This is a genomic window from Melioribacter sulfuriphilus, assembly GCF_051488685.1.
Classification (GTDB): Bacteria; Bacteroidota; Ignavibacteria; order Ignavibacteriales; family Melioribacteraceae; genus Melioribacter.
This window is the reverse complement of the sequence record NZ_JBPSEH010000005.1, coordinates 160,496-174,594: the sequence shown is the minus strand read 5'-3', so window position 1 is coordinate 174,594 and position 14,099 is coordinate 160,496. Positions and strand designations below refer to the sequence as shown.

Sequence of the window (14,099 nt, the reverse complement as noted above, 5' to 3'; positions counted from 1 at the left end):
GAATAAAACGTTTTCAATACATAGTTGTATGACAGAGAATAGATAAATACGCTGTTATTTAATGATTGTAGATTTATGCTTAATGTCAAAGAGCCCGAATTTTTATGATATAGCTGAACAGATTTTTATATATTAGCACTAAAAAAAACAATTACCATGACAATAGAAGAAAAGCAGAAAAAATTGGTTGAAGAGTTTGAACAATATACTGACTGGGAGGAGCGCTATAAACATTTGATTGAACTGGGTCGGCAATTGCCACAAATGCATGAAGAATTAAAAATAGATAAATATAAACTCGACGGATGCCAGTCGCAGGTCTGGATAAAAGCCGAGTTAAAGGACGGCAAAATTTATTTTGAAGCTGACAGCGACGCAGCAATTGTAAAAGGACTGATTGCTTTACTCTTGGCAGTTTATTCAGGCCATACGCCGGATGAAATATTGTCGAACCCACCGGAATTCTTAAAACAAATTGGAATCGACAAACATCTATCGCCTACACGAAAAAACGGATTGGCAGCGATGATGAAACAGATTCAAATGTATGCCGTCGCTTTTAAAACACTGATTGCTAAGAAGTAATTATCGATGTTGTTCAATGAGGCCAGATTCAGGGCACTGATTACACTCAAACTGTAGTGTAATGTGGTGTATGTCGAATTTGTTGTGTAGCTGTTCGATTATTTTTTTTCTCAAGAGGTCGCTTTCGCTTATCTTCATGTCGTGAACATTTACATGCGCTTCCAGATGAATGTCATTTTCACCTACCATCCACATATGGATATGGTGGATGTTTTCAACTTCCGCAAATTTTTCTACTTCGCTCTGAATTTCTTCTATTGAAATATTCCCAGGCGCACCTTCCATCAATACATGAATTGCTTCGAGTAGTATTGAAATACTTTCTTTTATAATATAAATGCCAATGAGGATTGTCAGAAGCGGGTCAATCCAGTGAGCTTGCCAGAGTTTAATGGCTATGCTACCGCCAAGCACAGCCACAGACGAAATTGTATCGCTAAGTAAATGGAGATACGAAGACCTGATGTTAATACTCGATTTAGAATCTTTTCTAAGGAGTAGAACGGCCAGCAAATTAGCTACGAGTCCCACAAGTGCAACAATACCCATTATTTCCGTTTCAATTACGGTCGGGACAACAAATCTTTTAGCTGCTTCGTAAAAAAGATAGAGCGAAATTACGATAAGCACTGCAGAATTAATTACAGCCGCTAAAATTTCTGCGCGCTTTAAGCCGAAAGTGTGACGCGGTGAATTTAAACGGTACTTTAATTTCAGAGCAATGTAACTGATTACAATCGAAACGCTGTCGGAAAAATTGTGAAGCGCATCTGAAATCAAAGCCAAACTTCCCGATATCAACCCTCCAATTACTTCAGTAACAGTAATTATGAGATTAAGAAGGATAACAAAAATTAATCTTCCTTTTGTAGCGGTCAGTATGTCGTTATGTGAGTGATTGTGTCCCAATTACAATTATTTATTATTTTTAAGTACAAAAATCAGAATAGAGAAAATGAAAAACAAATTTTACACACCTTTCGATATGCAACGTCTGAAAGAAAGTGAACGTTCAAATGACTACCGGACACCGTTTCAAATTGATAGGGACCGAATAATTCATTCTTCTGAATTCAGAAGATTGCAGGGCAAGACGCAGGTGTTTTTGCCTGGTGAATACGATTTTTACAGAACTCGCTTAACGCATTCAATTGAGGTAGCACAGATCGGCAGGTCAATTTGTAATTATTTATCTACTTCTCAAAAAGAATTTTTCAACGAAGAATTTCACATCGACTCCGATCTGGTCGAAGCAATTTGTCTGGCTCACGACCTCGGTCATCCTCCTTTCGGTCACGCAGGCGAAAGGATATTAAATAAATTGATGCACAGCTACGGCGGTTTTGAAGGGAATGCTCAAACTTTACGATTGGTAACGGAAATTTTTTACCGCGACGGAACTGGTTATCGCGGCATGAATCCAACGCGCGCATTCCTCGACGGCATTTTAAAATATAAAGCCCTTTTCAGTAATTTCAATAAACCAGAAAACCGTTTTCTCTACGACGAGCAGGAAAACTATATAAATTTTATCTGGGAAGGCGAATATGATTCGCATAAAAACGACGTCAATTTTTTAAATAATTTCCGCAGTATCGAATGCCAGATTATGGATTGGGCGGACGACACAGCCTACGCCGTCAACGACTTGGTCGATAGTATTTCAGGCGGTTTTATTAACATAGCTAAACTTTCTAAATGGAAACAAAACAACTGCAGTAGATGCGATGAAGAAAAAATAGTTGATGATATTATCGACTGGATAAAAGAGGACAGTTACAAGCAAAAATTCGGGGCACAAATTGGCGAATTCATCGTAGCATGCTCGGTTAGAAGAAGAAATACTTTCATGGATAAACATACCAACAGATATATGTTTGAATTGATTGTTCCGGAAGAGATTAAAAAGCGGGTGGAGATTTATAAAAAAATTTCCGTCGAACTTGTGTTTCGTTCGCCCACGCTTCATCAAATCGAATTCAAGGGGAATTCGATGATCGAAAAAGTGTTCAATTTACTCGAAGAAAATTATATCTTAGAATCTTCAGCCAGTAAATTGCTTCCGGATTTTAACGACAGAATTATACGGTCGGAGTCCGTAAAAAAACGGAGGGCACGAATGGTGTGCGACTACTTAGCCGGAGCCACCGATTCGTATGCAATGAGAATATACAGAAGACTTTTTGACCCTGACTACAGTTCGCTTACAGATCTTGTTTGATTGTTCAATATTTCGGGTGTGAACTCCACATCATAAAAAGAAATCAGTTTGCTAATCACTTCCTCAACCAGCGAGTCGGGACACGACGCTCCGCTCGTGATAGCTATTATAGGAGGTTTGTCAGAAGGCAAATAGTTTTTTTTCTTCACTTCTTTTTTTTGATTGAGGTCGTAGTAAACAATTTCTTCTTTTGAAATTATTTTACCTGGGTCGGAAATAAAATAAGTAGGGAATTTAGAAGAGAGAATTTCGACCAGATGAGATGTATTTGAACTATTGTATCCTCCTACTACAATAGCCGCATCTGCACTTTGCTTTGTGAGTTCGTATGTTGCCGATTGATTGTCGTTTGTGGCATAACAAAGAGTGTCGCGTGTATCGGCAAAATGTTCTTTTAGATTTTCTTCTCCATATTTTTTTAGCATGGTATTCTTAAGGAGATTTGCAATTTCCTCAGTTTCTTCGGCTAACATTGTAGTTTGATTGACCACTCCAATTTTTTCCAGGTCCTCTGGAAATCGAAAACCTGGTGTAAGTTTCCCTTTGAAATATTCATAAAATTCTTTTTGGCTTCTGATTCCCAGAATGAATTCTGAAAGAACACCTGCTTCTTTAATGTCGCGTACTATGATCGATGGTGAATTGATAGAGGTGTGCGAAAAAGTGGCCCTTGTTTCTTCATGATAATATTTACCGTGAATGACAATTGTGTAACCTTTACTTCCGAGTGAAGCAGAACGGTTCCAGACTTTTTGTACAAAAGGACAGGTTGTATTGTATGCAACTGTATCGATGTTCTTGCTTTTGAGCAGGTTCTCGGTTTCAATTGTGGTTCCGAATGCAGGAATAATTACAATATCATTGCTTGTTATTTCTTCCCATGGCACAAATTGATTGCCGTGACTGTCCATTATAAAATTTACGCCATTGCTTCTTAAATCTTCATTGACATGTGGATTGTGTATCATCTCGCTGAGCAGAAAAATTCTTTTGCCGGGGTTCGACCTTACAGTTTTATATGCAATTTCGATGGCGTTTTCAACACCGTAACAGAAACCAAAATGCCGCGCGATCAACAATGTTAATTTTCCGAAATCCAGACGCGTAGGAGAAAAATCTTTTTTTAGAGGGTCAGATTTTTTACGGCTCTCTTTTATTGCTGAAATAATTGGACTTCTATAAAAATCGGGTATATCGAATTTTTTCATCTTAATTCAGCTTTTCACGAATTCTTTTTTCAAGGAGGTCAACTTCATAAATGTAGCCTGGATAGTCGTCGTTGTTTCTTCCGGCTTCTCTGCACTGTTCAAGGGTGAAGAGAGCTTCGGAATATTTTCCCTGTCGATAAAGGAGTTTGGCTTTAATCAGATAAGTGTAGAAATTTTTTGTAATTGAAAGGGCTTTTTCAGTCCATATTTCAGCTTCGTTGAGGAATACACCGTTTTCGGCAGCGTAACGTGCGGCTTCGAGGTAAACCTGCCAGTCGTCTGAATCTGCTTTTGCCAGAGCTTCTTTGATGCGTTTATAAACTTCTTCGTTTAGTTTAACCGAAATGTCGAATGAAATTTTGAGATTTTCCCACCGCATTTCGACCGTACAGATTGAATCGGAAATTACAGGAAAAAGAAAAAGAAGACGTTCGGTAAACTCGGTCCTTTCTGGCTTAACTTTGAATCTCATTAAATCTTCTTCCGGTTTGTAATCGAGTCCCCAACCCAGTTTCTTATTCAAAATGATTGTCCATTCGTCTTTTTCTGGAATTGTAAATAGTGAATAAATGCCGGCCGGGACCGTTTGACCATTTATAATAACGTCGGTTGTGAATTTAATTCTCGTCGATTCATTTGCGCCCGTGCGCCATACTTTGCCGTAGGGTACCAGACCATCCCAGATTTTTCTCCCTTTAACTCCAGGACGCGAATATTCGATTGAAATGTCAGTATAGCCAAGGCGTTGATAAACTTCGGCTTTCGGACTCAAACGTGGCAGTTCTAATTGTCCATTTATAACGCTTGTGACTAAAATTATTATTGATAATAACTTTTTCATCGTATAACCTTTCCTAAAAATGGTTTCAATAATAATAAAGTTTCGTAAAATAAAACAAACAGCGAAACAATTAAGTTCTCACGTAAACATACCTTCGCTGGTTGATAAAATTTCTTTTTAAGAAGAAGTTAATGAAGAATTGAACTGCAGAAATAAAAAGAGGCTGCCGAATGGCAGCCCAGTAAAAATATTATTTATCTTGCATGAAAGGATATCTGTAATCTTTTGGTGGAATGAAATTTTCTTTAATTGTTCTTGCCGAAACCCATCTGAGAAGATTGAGGTAACTGCCGGCTTTATCGTTTGTGCCGCTGGCTCTTGCCCCGCCGAAGGGTTGTTGACCTACAACTGCACCCGTCGGTTTGTCGTTGATGTAGAAATTGCCAGCTGCGTTTGTGAGAATTTTGTCTGCAAGTTCGATTGCTTTCCTGTCCTGAGCGAAAATTGAGCCCGTTAACGAGTAAGGCGAAGTCTCGTCACAAAGATGGAGAGTCTCTTCGTATTTATTGTCGTCGTAAACGTAGATTGTCAGAACAGGACCGAATATTTCTTCTTCCATCGTTTTGAATTTCGGATTTGTGGTCAATATAACTGTCGGCTCGATGAAATATCCAACTGAATCGTCATAATTTCCACCAAAGATGATTTCGGCCTCGTTTGAATGTTTGGCATATTCGATATAACCTGTAATCGAATCGAAAGCATTTTTATCTATAACTGCATTCATAAAGTTTGTAAAGTCCTGTACGTCTCCCATTCGTACAGTTTTAAGCTCGTCGATCATAAATTCTTTCAATGAATTCCAGATCGATTTTGGTATGTAAGCTCTCGAAGCTGCAGAACATTTTTGACCCTGATATTCAAAAGCGCCTCTAATTAGAGCTGTGCCCAGAGCTTTTTGATCCGCACTGGCATGAGCAAATACGAAATCCTTTCCGCCAGTTTCTCCCACGATACGAGGGTATGATTTATATTTTGATAGATTATTCGCTGCAGTTCTCCACATTGATTGAAACGTAGGTGTGCTACCTGTAAAGTGAATGCCACCGAAGTCAGGCGAATCCATAACAATTTTACCGACCTTTGAGCCAGAGCCTGGTATAAAATTGATAACACCTTCTGGCAATCCTGCTGCTTCCAGAAGTTTCATAATCCAGTATGCAGAATAGACCGAGCTTGATGCTGGCTTAAGAAGAGCAACGTTTCCCATCAATGCAGACGAAGTCGGAAGATTACCGCAGATCGATGTAAAATTGAAAGGTGCAACTGCAAATATAAAACCTTCCAGAGGACGATATTCCATTCGATTCCACATGCCGGGAGGCGAATGGAGCGGCTGGTCTTCGTAAATTTTCATTGCATAGTAAGCGTTGAATCGGAAGAAATCCGCCAGTTCAGCTGCTGAGTCAATTTCAGCCTGAAATACGTTCTTGCTCTGGCCGAGCATTGTGGCGGCATTAAGAATATAACGCCACTCTGTTAACGAGAGAAGGTCGGCAGCTTTCAAAAAAACAGCAATCCTATCGTGCCATTCCATTCTCGACCAGACTTTATGAGCCATCATCGAGGATTCGATTGCCATTTGAATCTCTTTTTCTCCGGCTTTATGGTATTTAGCCAGTACTGTTTTGTGGTCGTGTGGACAAACGGAGCTGGCGGTATCACCGGTTTTAATTTCCTTACCGCCGATTATTAACGGAATTTCGATTGTCTGCCGAGCCATTAAACTGAGTTGCTTTTTTAATGCTTCACGTTCCGGGGTGCCCGGAGCATAACTTTTTACCGGTTCATTGGGTGGTACCGGTATGCTGAATTTTGCATTTGCCATAACATCCCTTTTTTTGTGTAAGGATTATTTTATTTATGATATAAAATTAGAAAAATTATAATAATTAAAAACTGGAATCGACTGAAAGAGAAGAATTAGAAGACTAATCAGTCTTGCTCAGAGAATAATTAGTGACCGATTTCTTTCATTTTAATTATTTGATTAATCCTATTCAGTTTTACACCGATGAAAAAAATATAAAATAACAATGCAAGACAAAATTTTTAGCTGGCTGTGAAACTTGTCTAAGGCAACTGTCTTTGAAGTTGATTTTCCTCTTTTATATCAAAGAAAGTTAGAATTTTTCATCAGAGTTTGAAACAGAAGAGAATATAAAAGCCCTGCTGTTTGTATATCGAAAAAAGAGATGCCCTCGAAACCCGGCTTTTTAAGCGCACGTAAAAAATCGACTGAGGAAAAATTTAGAAAGTATAAAATACTACTCCTTAACTCTTCTGAGCATGATAGACCAGCAAATTTTGACTAAGGTGTAATTCAAATAAATATTTTGTTTATTGGTTTTTTAATTATTTTTTTACAAATAAATGCTGATGCCGAATAAAACAACAGTATTAATTAATAGCCTATTCTGCTTATTGATTACGGTTGGCTCTTGATTACCATTAGTTGAAGATTTTGTTTCATTCTTGTCCCATGTATAATTTAAGCTCAATACATATTCGGAGTGTATACCAATATTTTTGCTAACTGACCATTCTACTCCTAAGATACCTCTTTAACCTGTTTTAAAACTTGTCAGGCTCTCTTCTTTTTTTACTTGAGCAGTAGAAGCTATGTTAGAACTATTATATTCATTGTTGCCGCTGATAAATATAAAACTAACTCCGCTTCCTCCATACATCATAAAATCGGCCTCCTGGAGCAGATTCCATAAATAATCTGTTCCGATGCCAATTATGTATTCTGAGTTATCCGATTCGGTTTGGCTGGAATTTTCTTGATCGGAATCTGAATTGCTTTTATTGAGGTGTGGAGAAATAAAAAATCTTAGTTGGTCTGAGTTTCTCAATATTTTTTAAAAAGCAATATCCATATTAAATTTAGTTAGAGTAAAATTATCCGCAATGCCGAATGTCAATGCATAGCGAGAATTTACTGTGTCGCTTTGAGCCGATACGAATGAAGTTAATAATAATGAAAGAATTATTCCCCAAAAGGTTTTCATCTTTTTCTCCTTTTGTTTAGTTGACGATTTTTACAAAAAAAATAGTAGCTATCTAACTTATCGATAAATTAATAATCAGCCTACTTATCTCTCTTTTTGTGTTTAATGTATTGCGTGCACTCGAATAAAAATGTCTTTTGGGAGATTCAGTAAAAATTAATTTTAGGTGGGCCCTCGTTAAATATTACTAATTTCAAATGGCTTTGAAATATTTACATTAAATGTAATGCAACTTGATAGTAATTTCAAGGATTAAATAAAAGTAAATTGAAATTTTGATTTTGATAAAAATGTTAAAAAGAATTTTTAATTATCTGAAAAATGATAATTCTTAAATTGACAGGGAAAAAATTTCATTAGTTAAAAGAATCGTGATCGGTGGTATTTACGTTTTCTGTTTTTTCTTTTTAGCTGCCGGGAAGAGAATGTTGTTGAGAATCAGGCGGTAACCTGGCGAATTTTTGTGAAAATTCAAATCTGTCGGTGGGTCGCCTACGGCGTGCTGGTAGTCCTCGGGATCGTGGCCTCCGTAAAAAGTAAAAGTTCCTCTGCCGTAATTTCCATGAATATATTTGACCTGGTCGGTACCTTCGCGTTCGGCTAAAATGTAGACCGATTTTTTAATCAAATTTTTTCGAAACATTGTGGTTTGTCCCATAAAGCCGTGAATTACATTTGCGTGATTTTGAGTTAGCATGGTCGGAACGGGGTCGTGTTTGGCAGAGAATTCGAAGAGTGTAAAATAATCGTTTTGCTCTGGTCCCACTTCAGCAGGTTGAATGTCGATATCGCTATACTCATAAATTAATGGATTCATTTCGAGTTTGAAATTTTCGAAAGCCAGAGTTTCTGAGAAATCGATTTTGTTTTGAGCGTCCGGATCGGCTGGGTCACCGTCGTAAATCCTGTCAACAATATCGACATGGAGTGCCGAAAGTGCTATGTCGTATGAATCGGTGGCTGAGCACATGGCAAACAAAAAACCTCCGCGCGCTATATAATTACGGATCTCGAGAACGACGGCTTTTTCCATGTCTGATACTTTTTTAAAGCCGAGTTTTTGGGCTTCCGATTCGTAAAGCCTCTGTTGTTCGATATACCATGGCGCATTACTAAACGAGGCGTAGAATTTGCCGTACTGACCTGTGAAATCTTCGTGGTGCAGATGCAACCAGTCATATTTGTCGAGTGCACCTCCAAGTATTTCTGCAACCCAGATTTTATCGTAAGGCACTTCAGCATAGTCGAGTGCCAGTGTAACAGCATCGTCCCATGGCTTGAAGTTGGGAGGAACATAGACTGCAATTTTCGGTGCTTTTTCGAGTCGTACCACATCCATATTTTGTTCGGGGCTTTGAACAAACGCATAAATTGAAACGGCGTCTTGTGATGAAATTTTTTCAAATGCTACTCCTTTCAATCTACATCGCAATGCCAGTTCCTCGCTGTAATCGAACATGAACGAACCGCCCCTGTAATTTAAGAGCCAGTCACCCTTGTAACCCTGTTCGAGAGCATTAAATGCAACGCCATATGCTTTCAGATGATCGGTCTGTGTATTGTCCATGTAAATTAAGATTTTCGGCTGTGCTGAAATTTGAAGCGAGATGATAAAAGTTAATAGCAGCTTTTTCATTTTATAAAAGAGAGGCTGTTCAATGAACAGCCCCGTGAAATCTAAGCAGTTTTTCTATCGGATTCAATGTAAATTGGTTTTTCACCCTTGAGAACTGTGTCTTCGGTAATAAGACATTTGTCGACGTTGTCCAGACTGGGCAATTCGTACATGACGTCGAGTAAAATAGCTTCAACAATAGAACGCAAACCTCTTGCACCAGTTTTTCGTTCGAGAGCTTTGTTCACAATTGCTTCGAGGGCAAGCGGGTCGAATTCTAATTCCACACCTTCGAGTGCGAAAAGCTTCTGGTATTGTTTAATGATAGCGTTCTTCGGCTCGGTTAAAATGTTCTTCAGAGCCTGGGCGTTCAAGGCGTGGAGCGGGGCAATAATTGGAATTCTTCCCACAAGTTCGGGTATCATTCCATATTTAATCAGGTCTTCGGGTTGAACTTTTTCTACAAGATTATCTCTGTCGAGCTCTTCATTGCTCTCGATATTTGTATCAAATCCGATTGCGTTTCTGTTAATTCTCGAGGCAATGATATTTTCGATGCCTTCGAAAGCACCGCCGCAGATAAAAAGAATATTTTTTGTATTTACGTTAATAAGACTCTGTTCGGGGTGTTTTCTTCCGCCTCTTGGCGGAACTCCTGCAATTGTCCCTTCGAGGATTTTGAGGAGAGCTTGCTGAACGCCTTCGCCTGAAACATCGCGTGTGATCGAGACGTTCTCGCTTTTACGCGCAATCTTGTCGATTTCGTCGATATAAACGATTCCCTTTTGAGCTTTTTCAAGATTATAGTCGGCTGCCTGGAGCAGTCGGACCAGTACGGTTTCGACATCGTCTCCCACGTAACCGGCTTCAGTAAGCGTGGTAGCGTCGGCAATTGCAAATGGGACGTCGAGTATTCTGGCTAATGTCTGTGCCAGAAGCGTTTTTCCAACACCAGTCGGCCCAATTAACAATATATTGCTCTTTTCGATTTCAACATCGTCAACATCGAAAAAAGATGTTGGCGCATTTATTCTTTTATAGTGATTATAAACTGCAACGGCTAAGATCTTTTTAGCTTTTTCCTGGTCAATTACATATTCGTCGAGATTCTTTTTAATCACCTCTGGAGTAATTGAAAGATTTACTGTCTCTTTCTTGTTGAAATTAGAAAGATTGTTTTTCAGTATTTCGACGCTGGTTTTAATGCAGATATCGCAAATATAGACATCGGGACCGGCAACCATACTTGATACTTCGCTTCCGTCTCTACCGCAGAACGAACATCTAATTGTTTTGGGTTCTCTTTTGTTAGCCATTTTTGCCTTTTTTTGTTTGTATATGATTTAAATTTTGTATTGCTGTTTCAAGATATAATGAATCGGGATATTTCTCAAGAAAATTTTTATATAATTCGGCGGCTCTCGTCTCGTCTTTCAAACCGTATTGATAAATTTGTGCCATAAGTAAAAGAGCTTTATCCTTTAGTATCCCGCTTTCCGATTTATCGAATAATTCCTTCAAATTTTCTAAGGCCTTATGATAGCTTTTAGTATAAATATTAATTTCAGCAAGTTTGTATAATGCAAAGTCCTTTAGTATAAATAAATTATCGCGATCAATTAAACTCTTTAATAAAGTTGCTGCCTCTTCATACTTTTTTTGAAATGCAAATAAATCACTTTTAGCATAAATAGCAAGGTTTAAAGAATCGCGTTTTAATGCGGAAATCAAAGCCGACAGTTCAATAGCGTCGTTTGCAAAAGCAGACGAGAGATCGCCGGAAGCAGATTTCAGATTCGACAGGGCAGATTCAAAGTTATTCTGCCAGAAATCGATTTTAGCTTTCCGGAAAAAAGCTTCGGCTTTTAAGTCCGCAGTCAGTTTGTAATTCAACAATATATTATCGAAAAAAGTTTTGGTTTGTTCAAGATTATCAGAATTAATTGCAATTAAACCCCGCTTTATGAAAGATTTAGCCGAATATTCAGTTCCTGGCGCGCGTAAATTTATTATGGCAAATATCGAATCTGCAAGCTGGTAATTATTAAGGTTCTCAAATTCAATTTCTGCTCTCGAATAGAGAGCCTGTATATAAATATTGCTGTTGGGATATGCCTCTGCAATCTTTTTATATTCTTCCGACAGTCGTTTGTATTCTGTCGTATCGAATTTTTCCGCGTACTGCCAGTCGTCACTTTCTAAACTGTCGTTAAGGCGTGCTCTGAGAGTTTCGACATAAGATATTTTGGCAAGTGGAACGAGATTCGAAGCCGGGTAGTTATCGATAATATATTTGTAACCTCTCAGTGCCGCATCGTAAGCTTTGCTTCTTAATGCGCTTTGGGACATGGAATAGATCGAAGCGCCGTTGCTGTTTACCTTCTTTTCGTATTCGATTGTGTATTTCAATGCCAGATCATAATTGCCATTTAACATATTGCAGAAGGAGATCAAATCGAGATAAATTGGTTGTGTGTTTTCTTTATAGTAAGATTCCAGTGTTGAAATAATTTCGTCGAGAGCTTTCTTGTTACCAGAATAAGAATTGAATTTGGTTTTAACAAGTCCAATCTGATCGGGATTTATTGAAAGGAGATAACAATATTCAAGAGTAGCTTCTCTATAACGTAGAGTAAGGGAATAAATGTTAGCCAGGTCGAGTGTGAAGGTCGATTTGTCGCTCGATAGGTAGCGCCCCTTTTTCAGGTATTCAAGGGCACGGTCGAGTGCTCTGCTCTCGATAGCATAATTTGCAATTATTCTGTAAGTGGAAATCGAAGTCGGATTTGTCTCGATGCCTTTATCCCAGTAAAAATACGCCGAATCGGACATCTCTTTCATAAAATAGACGGAGCCCATTAAACCATATAAAGACGGGTCGTTTGGAGAATATTTAATTCTTTTAGTTATTATTCTTATGGCTTCGTCGTATTTCTTTTGTTTTATGTAGATATTGTAGAGAGAATTAAAATATGAATAATTCCATGGCTGCAGTTCAATCAACTCGTTCAGTAAGGATTCCGCTTTTTCATAGTTACCAGCTTGTTCGTAATTCTCTGCGAGTCTGAATTTAGTGTCAGCATTCTGTCCCTGTATAACTGAAGTCAAAATAATTAGAGATATAAAAAGAACTCTATGTAAGATATTTCTCATCAAAAATATTACCTATGTTTAATATGCGATTCGTGTCGAAAGCCAATTTAATCAATGCCATTTTTTTAATTATATCGTCGTTGTACATAAGTTTAAAATATTCCCGTTTCAGTTTTCCGATACCGTGCTCGGCCGAGACTGTGCCTTTTAGTTTAACTGCATTGCTACAAATTTGCCTGTAAGTTTCAATTGCTGTTTTATACTGTTCAGCATTGTCCGGAAGCATATTTAAATGAATGTGAGAGTCGCCAGCGTGTCCATAAACAACGTAATTAAGACCAGCCCCTGATACCAATTTAATTGTATCGAAATAAAATCTCTTGAACGATTCGAACGGGACGGCTACGTCAGTGCCAACTTTTTTGAGTCCTCTCTGCGACATGTAATCATTTACTTTTAGAGCAATAGCGTGGCGGAAGTCTTTGAATTTATCCATCTCTTTTCTGTCGTTAGCAATCCATGAATCTTCTTCCATTCCATTATGTCTGGAAATCAATTCCATCCATTCAGAAATTAATTCGTCTTCATTGCCGTCGATTTCCTGTTCGAACCAGACAGCGGCTTCTGCATTTTCAGGAATATTAGTATAGTCATTGCGCAGGAATTTTAGTGTAAATTTGTCGAATAATTCGAGTCCTCGTGCTGAAATAATCGAATCGTCTGTATATCTTGAAAGTCTTACAGCTTCTTCTACAAAGTCGAGTGCATCCTCCTGCGAGTTGAAAAAAATTATGCACGACAAAATATTTTGTGGGAGATCAATTAGTTTTAATTTAATTTCTGTAATAATTCCTAGTGTTCCCTCAGAACCAATAAAGAGATCAATCAAGTCCATCTTTTCTTTGCAGTAGTAGCCGGCGGCGTTTTTTGTAGCAGGCATCTCGTAGCGAGGCAATTCAAATGAAATAATCGAACCGTCTTCTGTGGGAATGATGGCGTGTGATCCATCCGCAATAAATTGACCCCTTTCAATTCTCAATTTTCTACCGTCGGGCAAAACAATTTTAAGACCGAGCACATAAGATCGGGTTGGACCATATTTGAAAGTCCTTGCACCCGAAGCGTTTGTTGCAACCGTCCCTCCAATATAACAGTTCCTTTCAGTTGGGTCGGGCGGATAAAATAAATTCCTGCTTTCAACTTCCTGCTGGAATTCGCTCAAAATAACCGACGGCTGGACGACAGCGTATTTATCGTTCGAATTTATTTCGAGTATTTTATTCAACTTCTCTGTCGATAATACAATGCCCCCTTCGGGAACTCGTCCTCCAGTTAATCCCGTGCCGTTTCCGGCAACTGTAATTCTTTTTTTCTCGACATTGCATCTGGATACTATTTCCATTATTTCTTCTTCTGATTCCGGTATATAAACAGCCTCACATTTACCCGAATAATTGGAAGCGTCTGTTAGATAGTTTTGTATTTCGTCATGATTCGATTTGATAATCATATTGAAAACTTC

The 14,099-nt window shown here is 38.3% G+C and carries 12 protein-coding genes; 2 read left to right on the top strand and 10 right to left on the bottom strand.

Annotated elements, in window-relative coordinates; translation table 11 throughout:
* Positions 1-156: 156 nt before the first annotated feature.
* Positions 157-585 (top strand): SufE family protein, encoded by a 429-nt coding sequence (locus ACSSV9_RS08525; protein WP_437346824.1) that lies wholly within the window; start codon positions 157-159, stop codon positions 583-585.
* Here the strand turns inward: ACSSV9_RS08525 and ACSSV9_RS08520 are convergent, their stop codons facing one another.
* Entirely contained in the window at positions 586-1,494 is a 909-nt protein-coding gene (locus ACSSV9_RS08520; RefSeq protein WP_437346823.1) for a cation diffusion facilitator family transporter, read from the bottom strand.
* A 46-nt stretch (positions 1,495-1,540) separates the two neighbouring features.
* On the opposite strand from ACSSV9_RS08520, the gene dgt reads away from it, so the two are divergent.
* Positions 1,541-2,806 (top strand): dGTP triphosphohydrolase, encoded by a 1,266-nt coding sequence (gene dgt / locus ACSSV9_RS08515; protein ID WP_437346822.1) that lies wholly within the window; start codon positions 1,541-1,543, stop codon positions 2,804-2,806.
* Here dgt and ACSSV9_RS08510 read toward each other — a convergent pair.
* From ACSSV9_RS08510 to ACSSV9_RS08470, 9 genes are all read right to left on the bottom strand, one after another.
* Positions 2,779-4,014, bottom strand: a complete 1,236-nt coding sequence (locus tag ACSSV9_RS08510; protein ID WP_437346821.1) for a 4-hydroxy-3-methylbut-2-enyl diphosphate reductase — start codon at positions 4,012-4,014, stop codon at positions 2,779-2,781. The two genes, dgt and ACSSV9_RS08510, sit on opposite strands and share 28 nt — an antisense overlap.
* Position 4,015: 1 nt before the next feature.
* Complete coding sequence (locus ACSSV9_RS08505; protein ID WP_437346820.1) at positions 4,016-4,855, bottom strand: DUF2911 domain-containing protein; 840 nt, start codon at positions 4,853-4,855, stop codon at positions 4,016-4,018.
* 190 nt (positions 4,856-5,045) lie between these two features.
* Complete coding sequence (pruA, locus tag ACSSV9_RS08500) at positions 5,046-6,683, bottom strand: L-glutamate gamma-semialdehyde dehydrogenase (RefSeq protein WP_437346819.1); 1,638 nt, start codon at positions 6,681-6,683, stop codon at positions 5,046-5,048.
* Between the two features lie 736 nt (positions 6,684-7,419).
* Positions 7,420-7,713 (bottom strand): hypothetical protein, encoded by a 294-nt coding sequence (locus ACSSV9_RS08495; RefSeq protein ID WP_437346818.1) that lies wholly within the window; start codon positions 7,711-7,713, stop codon positions 7,420-7,422.
* Between the two features lie 6 nt (positions 7,714-7,719).
* Positions 7,720-7,869: a hypothetical protein gene (locus ACSSV9_RS08490; RefSeq protein ID WP_437346817.1), complete on the bottom strand. Its 150-nt coding sequence runs from the start codon at positions 7,867-7,869 to the stop codon at positions 7,720-7,722.
* Positions 7,870-8,254: 385 nt separating this feature from the next.
* Positions 8,255-9,505, bottom strand: coding sequence for an asparagine synthetase B (locus tag ACSSV9_RS08485; RefSeq protein ID WP_437346816.1), 1,251 nt, complete (start codon positions 9,503-9,505; stop codon positions 8,255-8,257).
* Between the two features lie 41 nt (positions 9,506-9,546).
* Positions 9,547-10,800, bottom strand: coding sequence for an ATP-dependent Clp protease ATP-binding subunit ClpX (clpX, locus tag ACSSV9_RS08480; RefSeq protein ID WP_437346815.1), 1,254 nt, complete (start codon positions 10,798-10,800; stop codon positions 9,547-9,549).
* Complete coding sequence (locus ACSSV9_RS08475) at positions 10,793-12,637, bottom strand: tetratricopeptide repeat protein (protein ID WP_437346814.1); 1,845 nt, start codon at positions 12,635-12,637, stop codon at positions 10,793-10,795. Before ACSSV9_RS08475 ends, clpX begins: the two co-directional genes overlap by 8 nt.
* The gene (locus tag ACSSV9_RS08470) at positions 12,618-14,087 is read right to left on the bottom strand and encodes an FAD-binding oxidoreductase (protein WP_437346813.1); all 1,470 of its coding nucleotides are present in this window, start codon (positions 14,085-14,087) and stop codon (positions 12,618-12,620) included. Before ACSSV9_RS08470 ends, ACSSV9_RS08475 begins: the two co-directional genes overlap by 20 nt.
* Positions 14,088-14,099 lie beyond the last annotated feature (12 nt).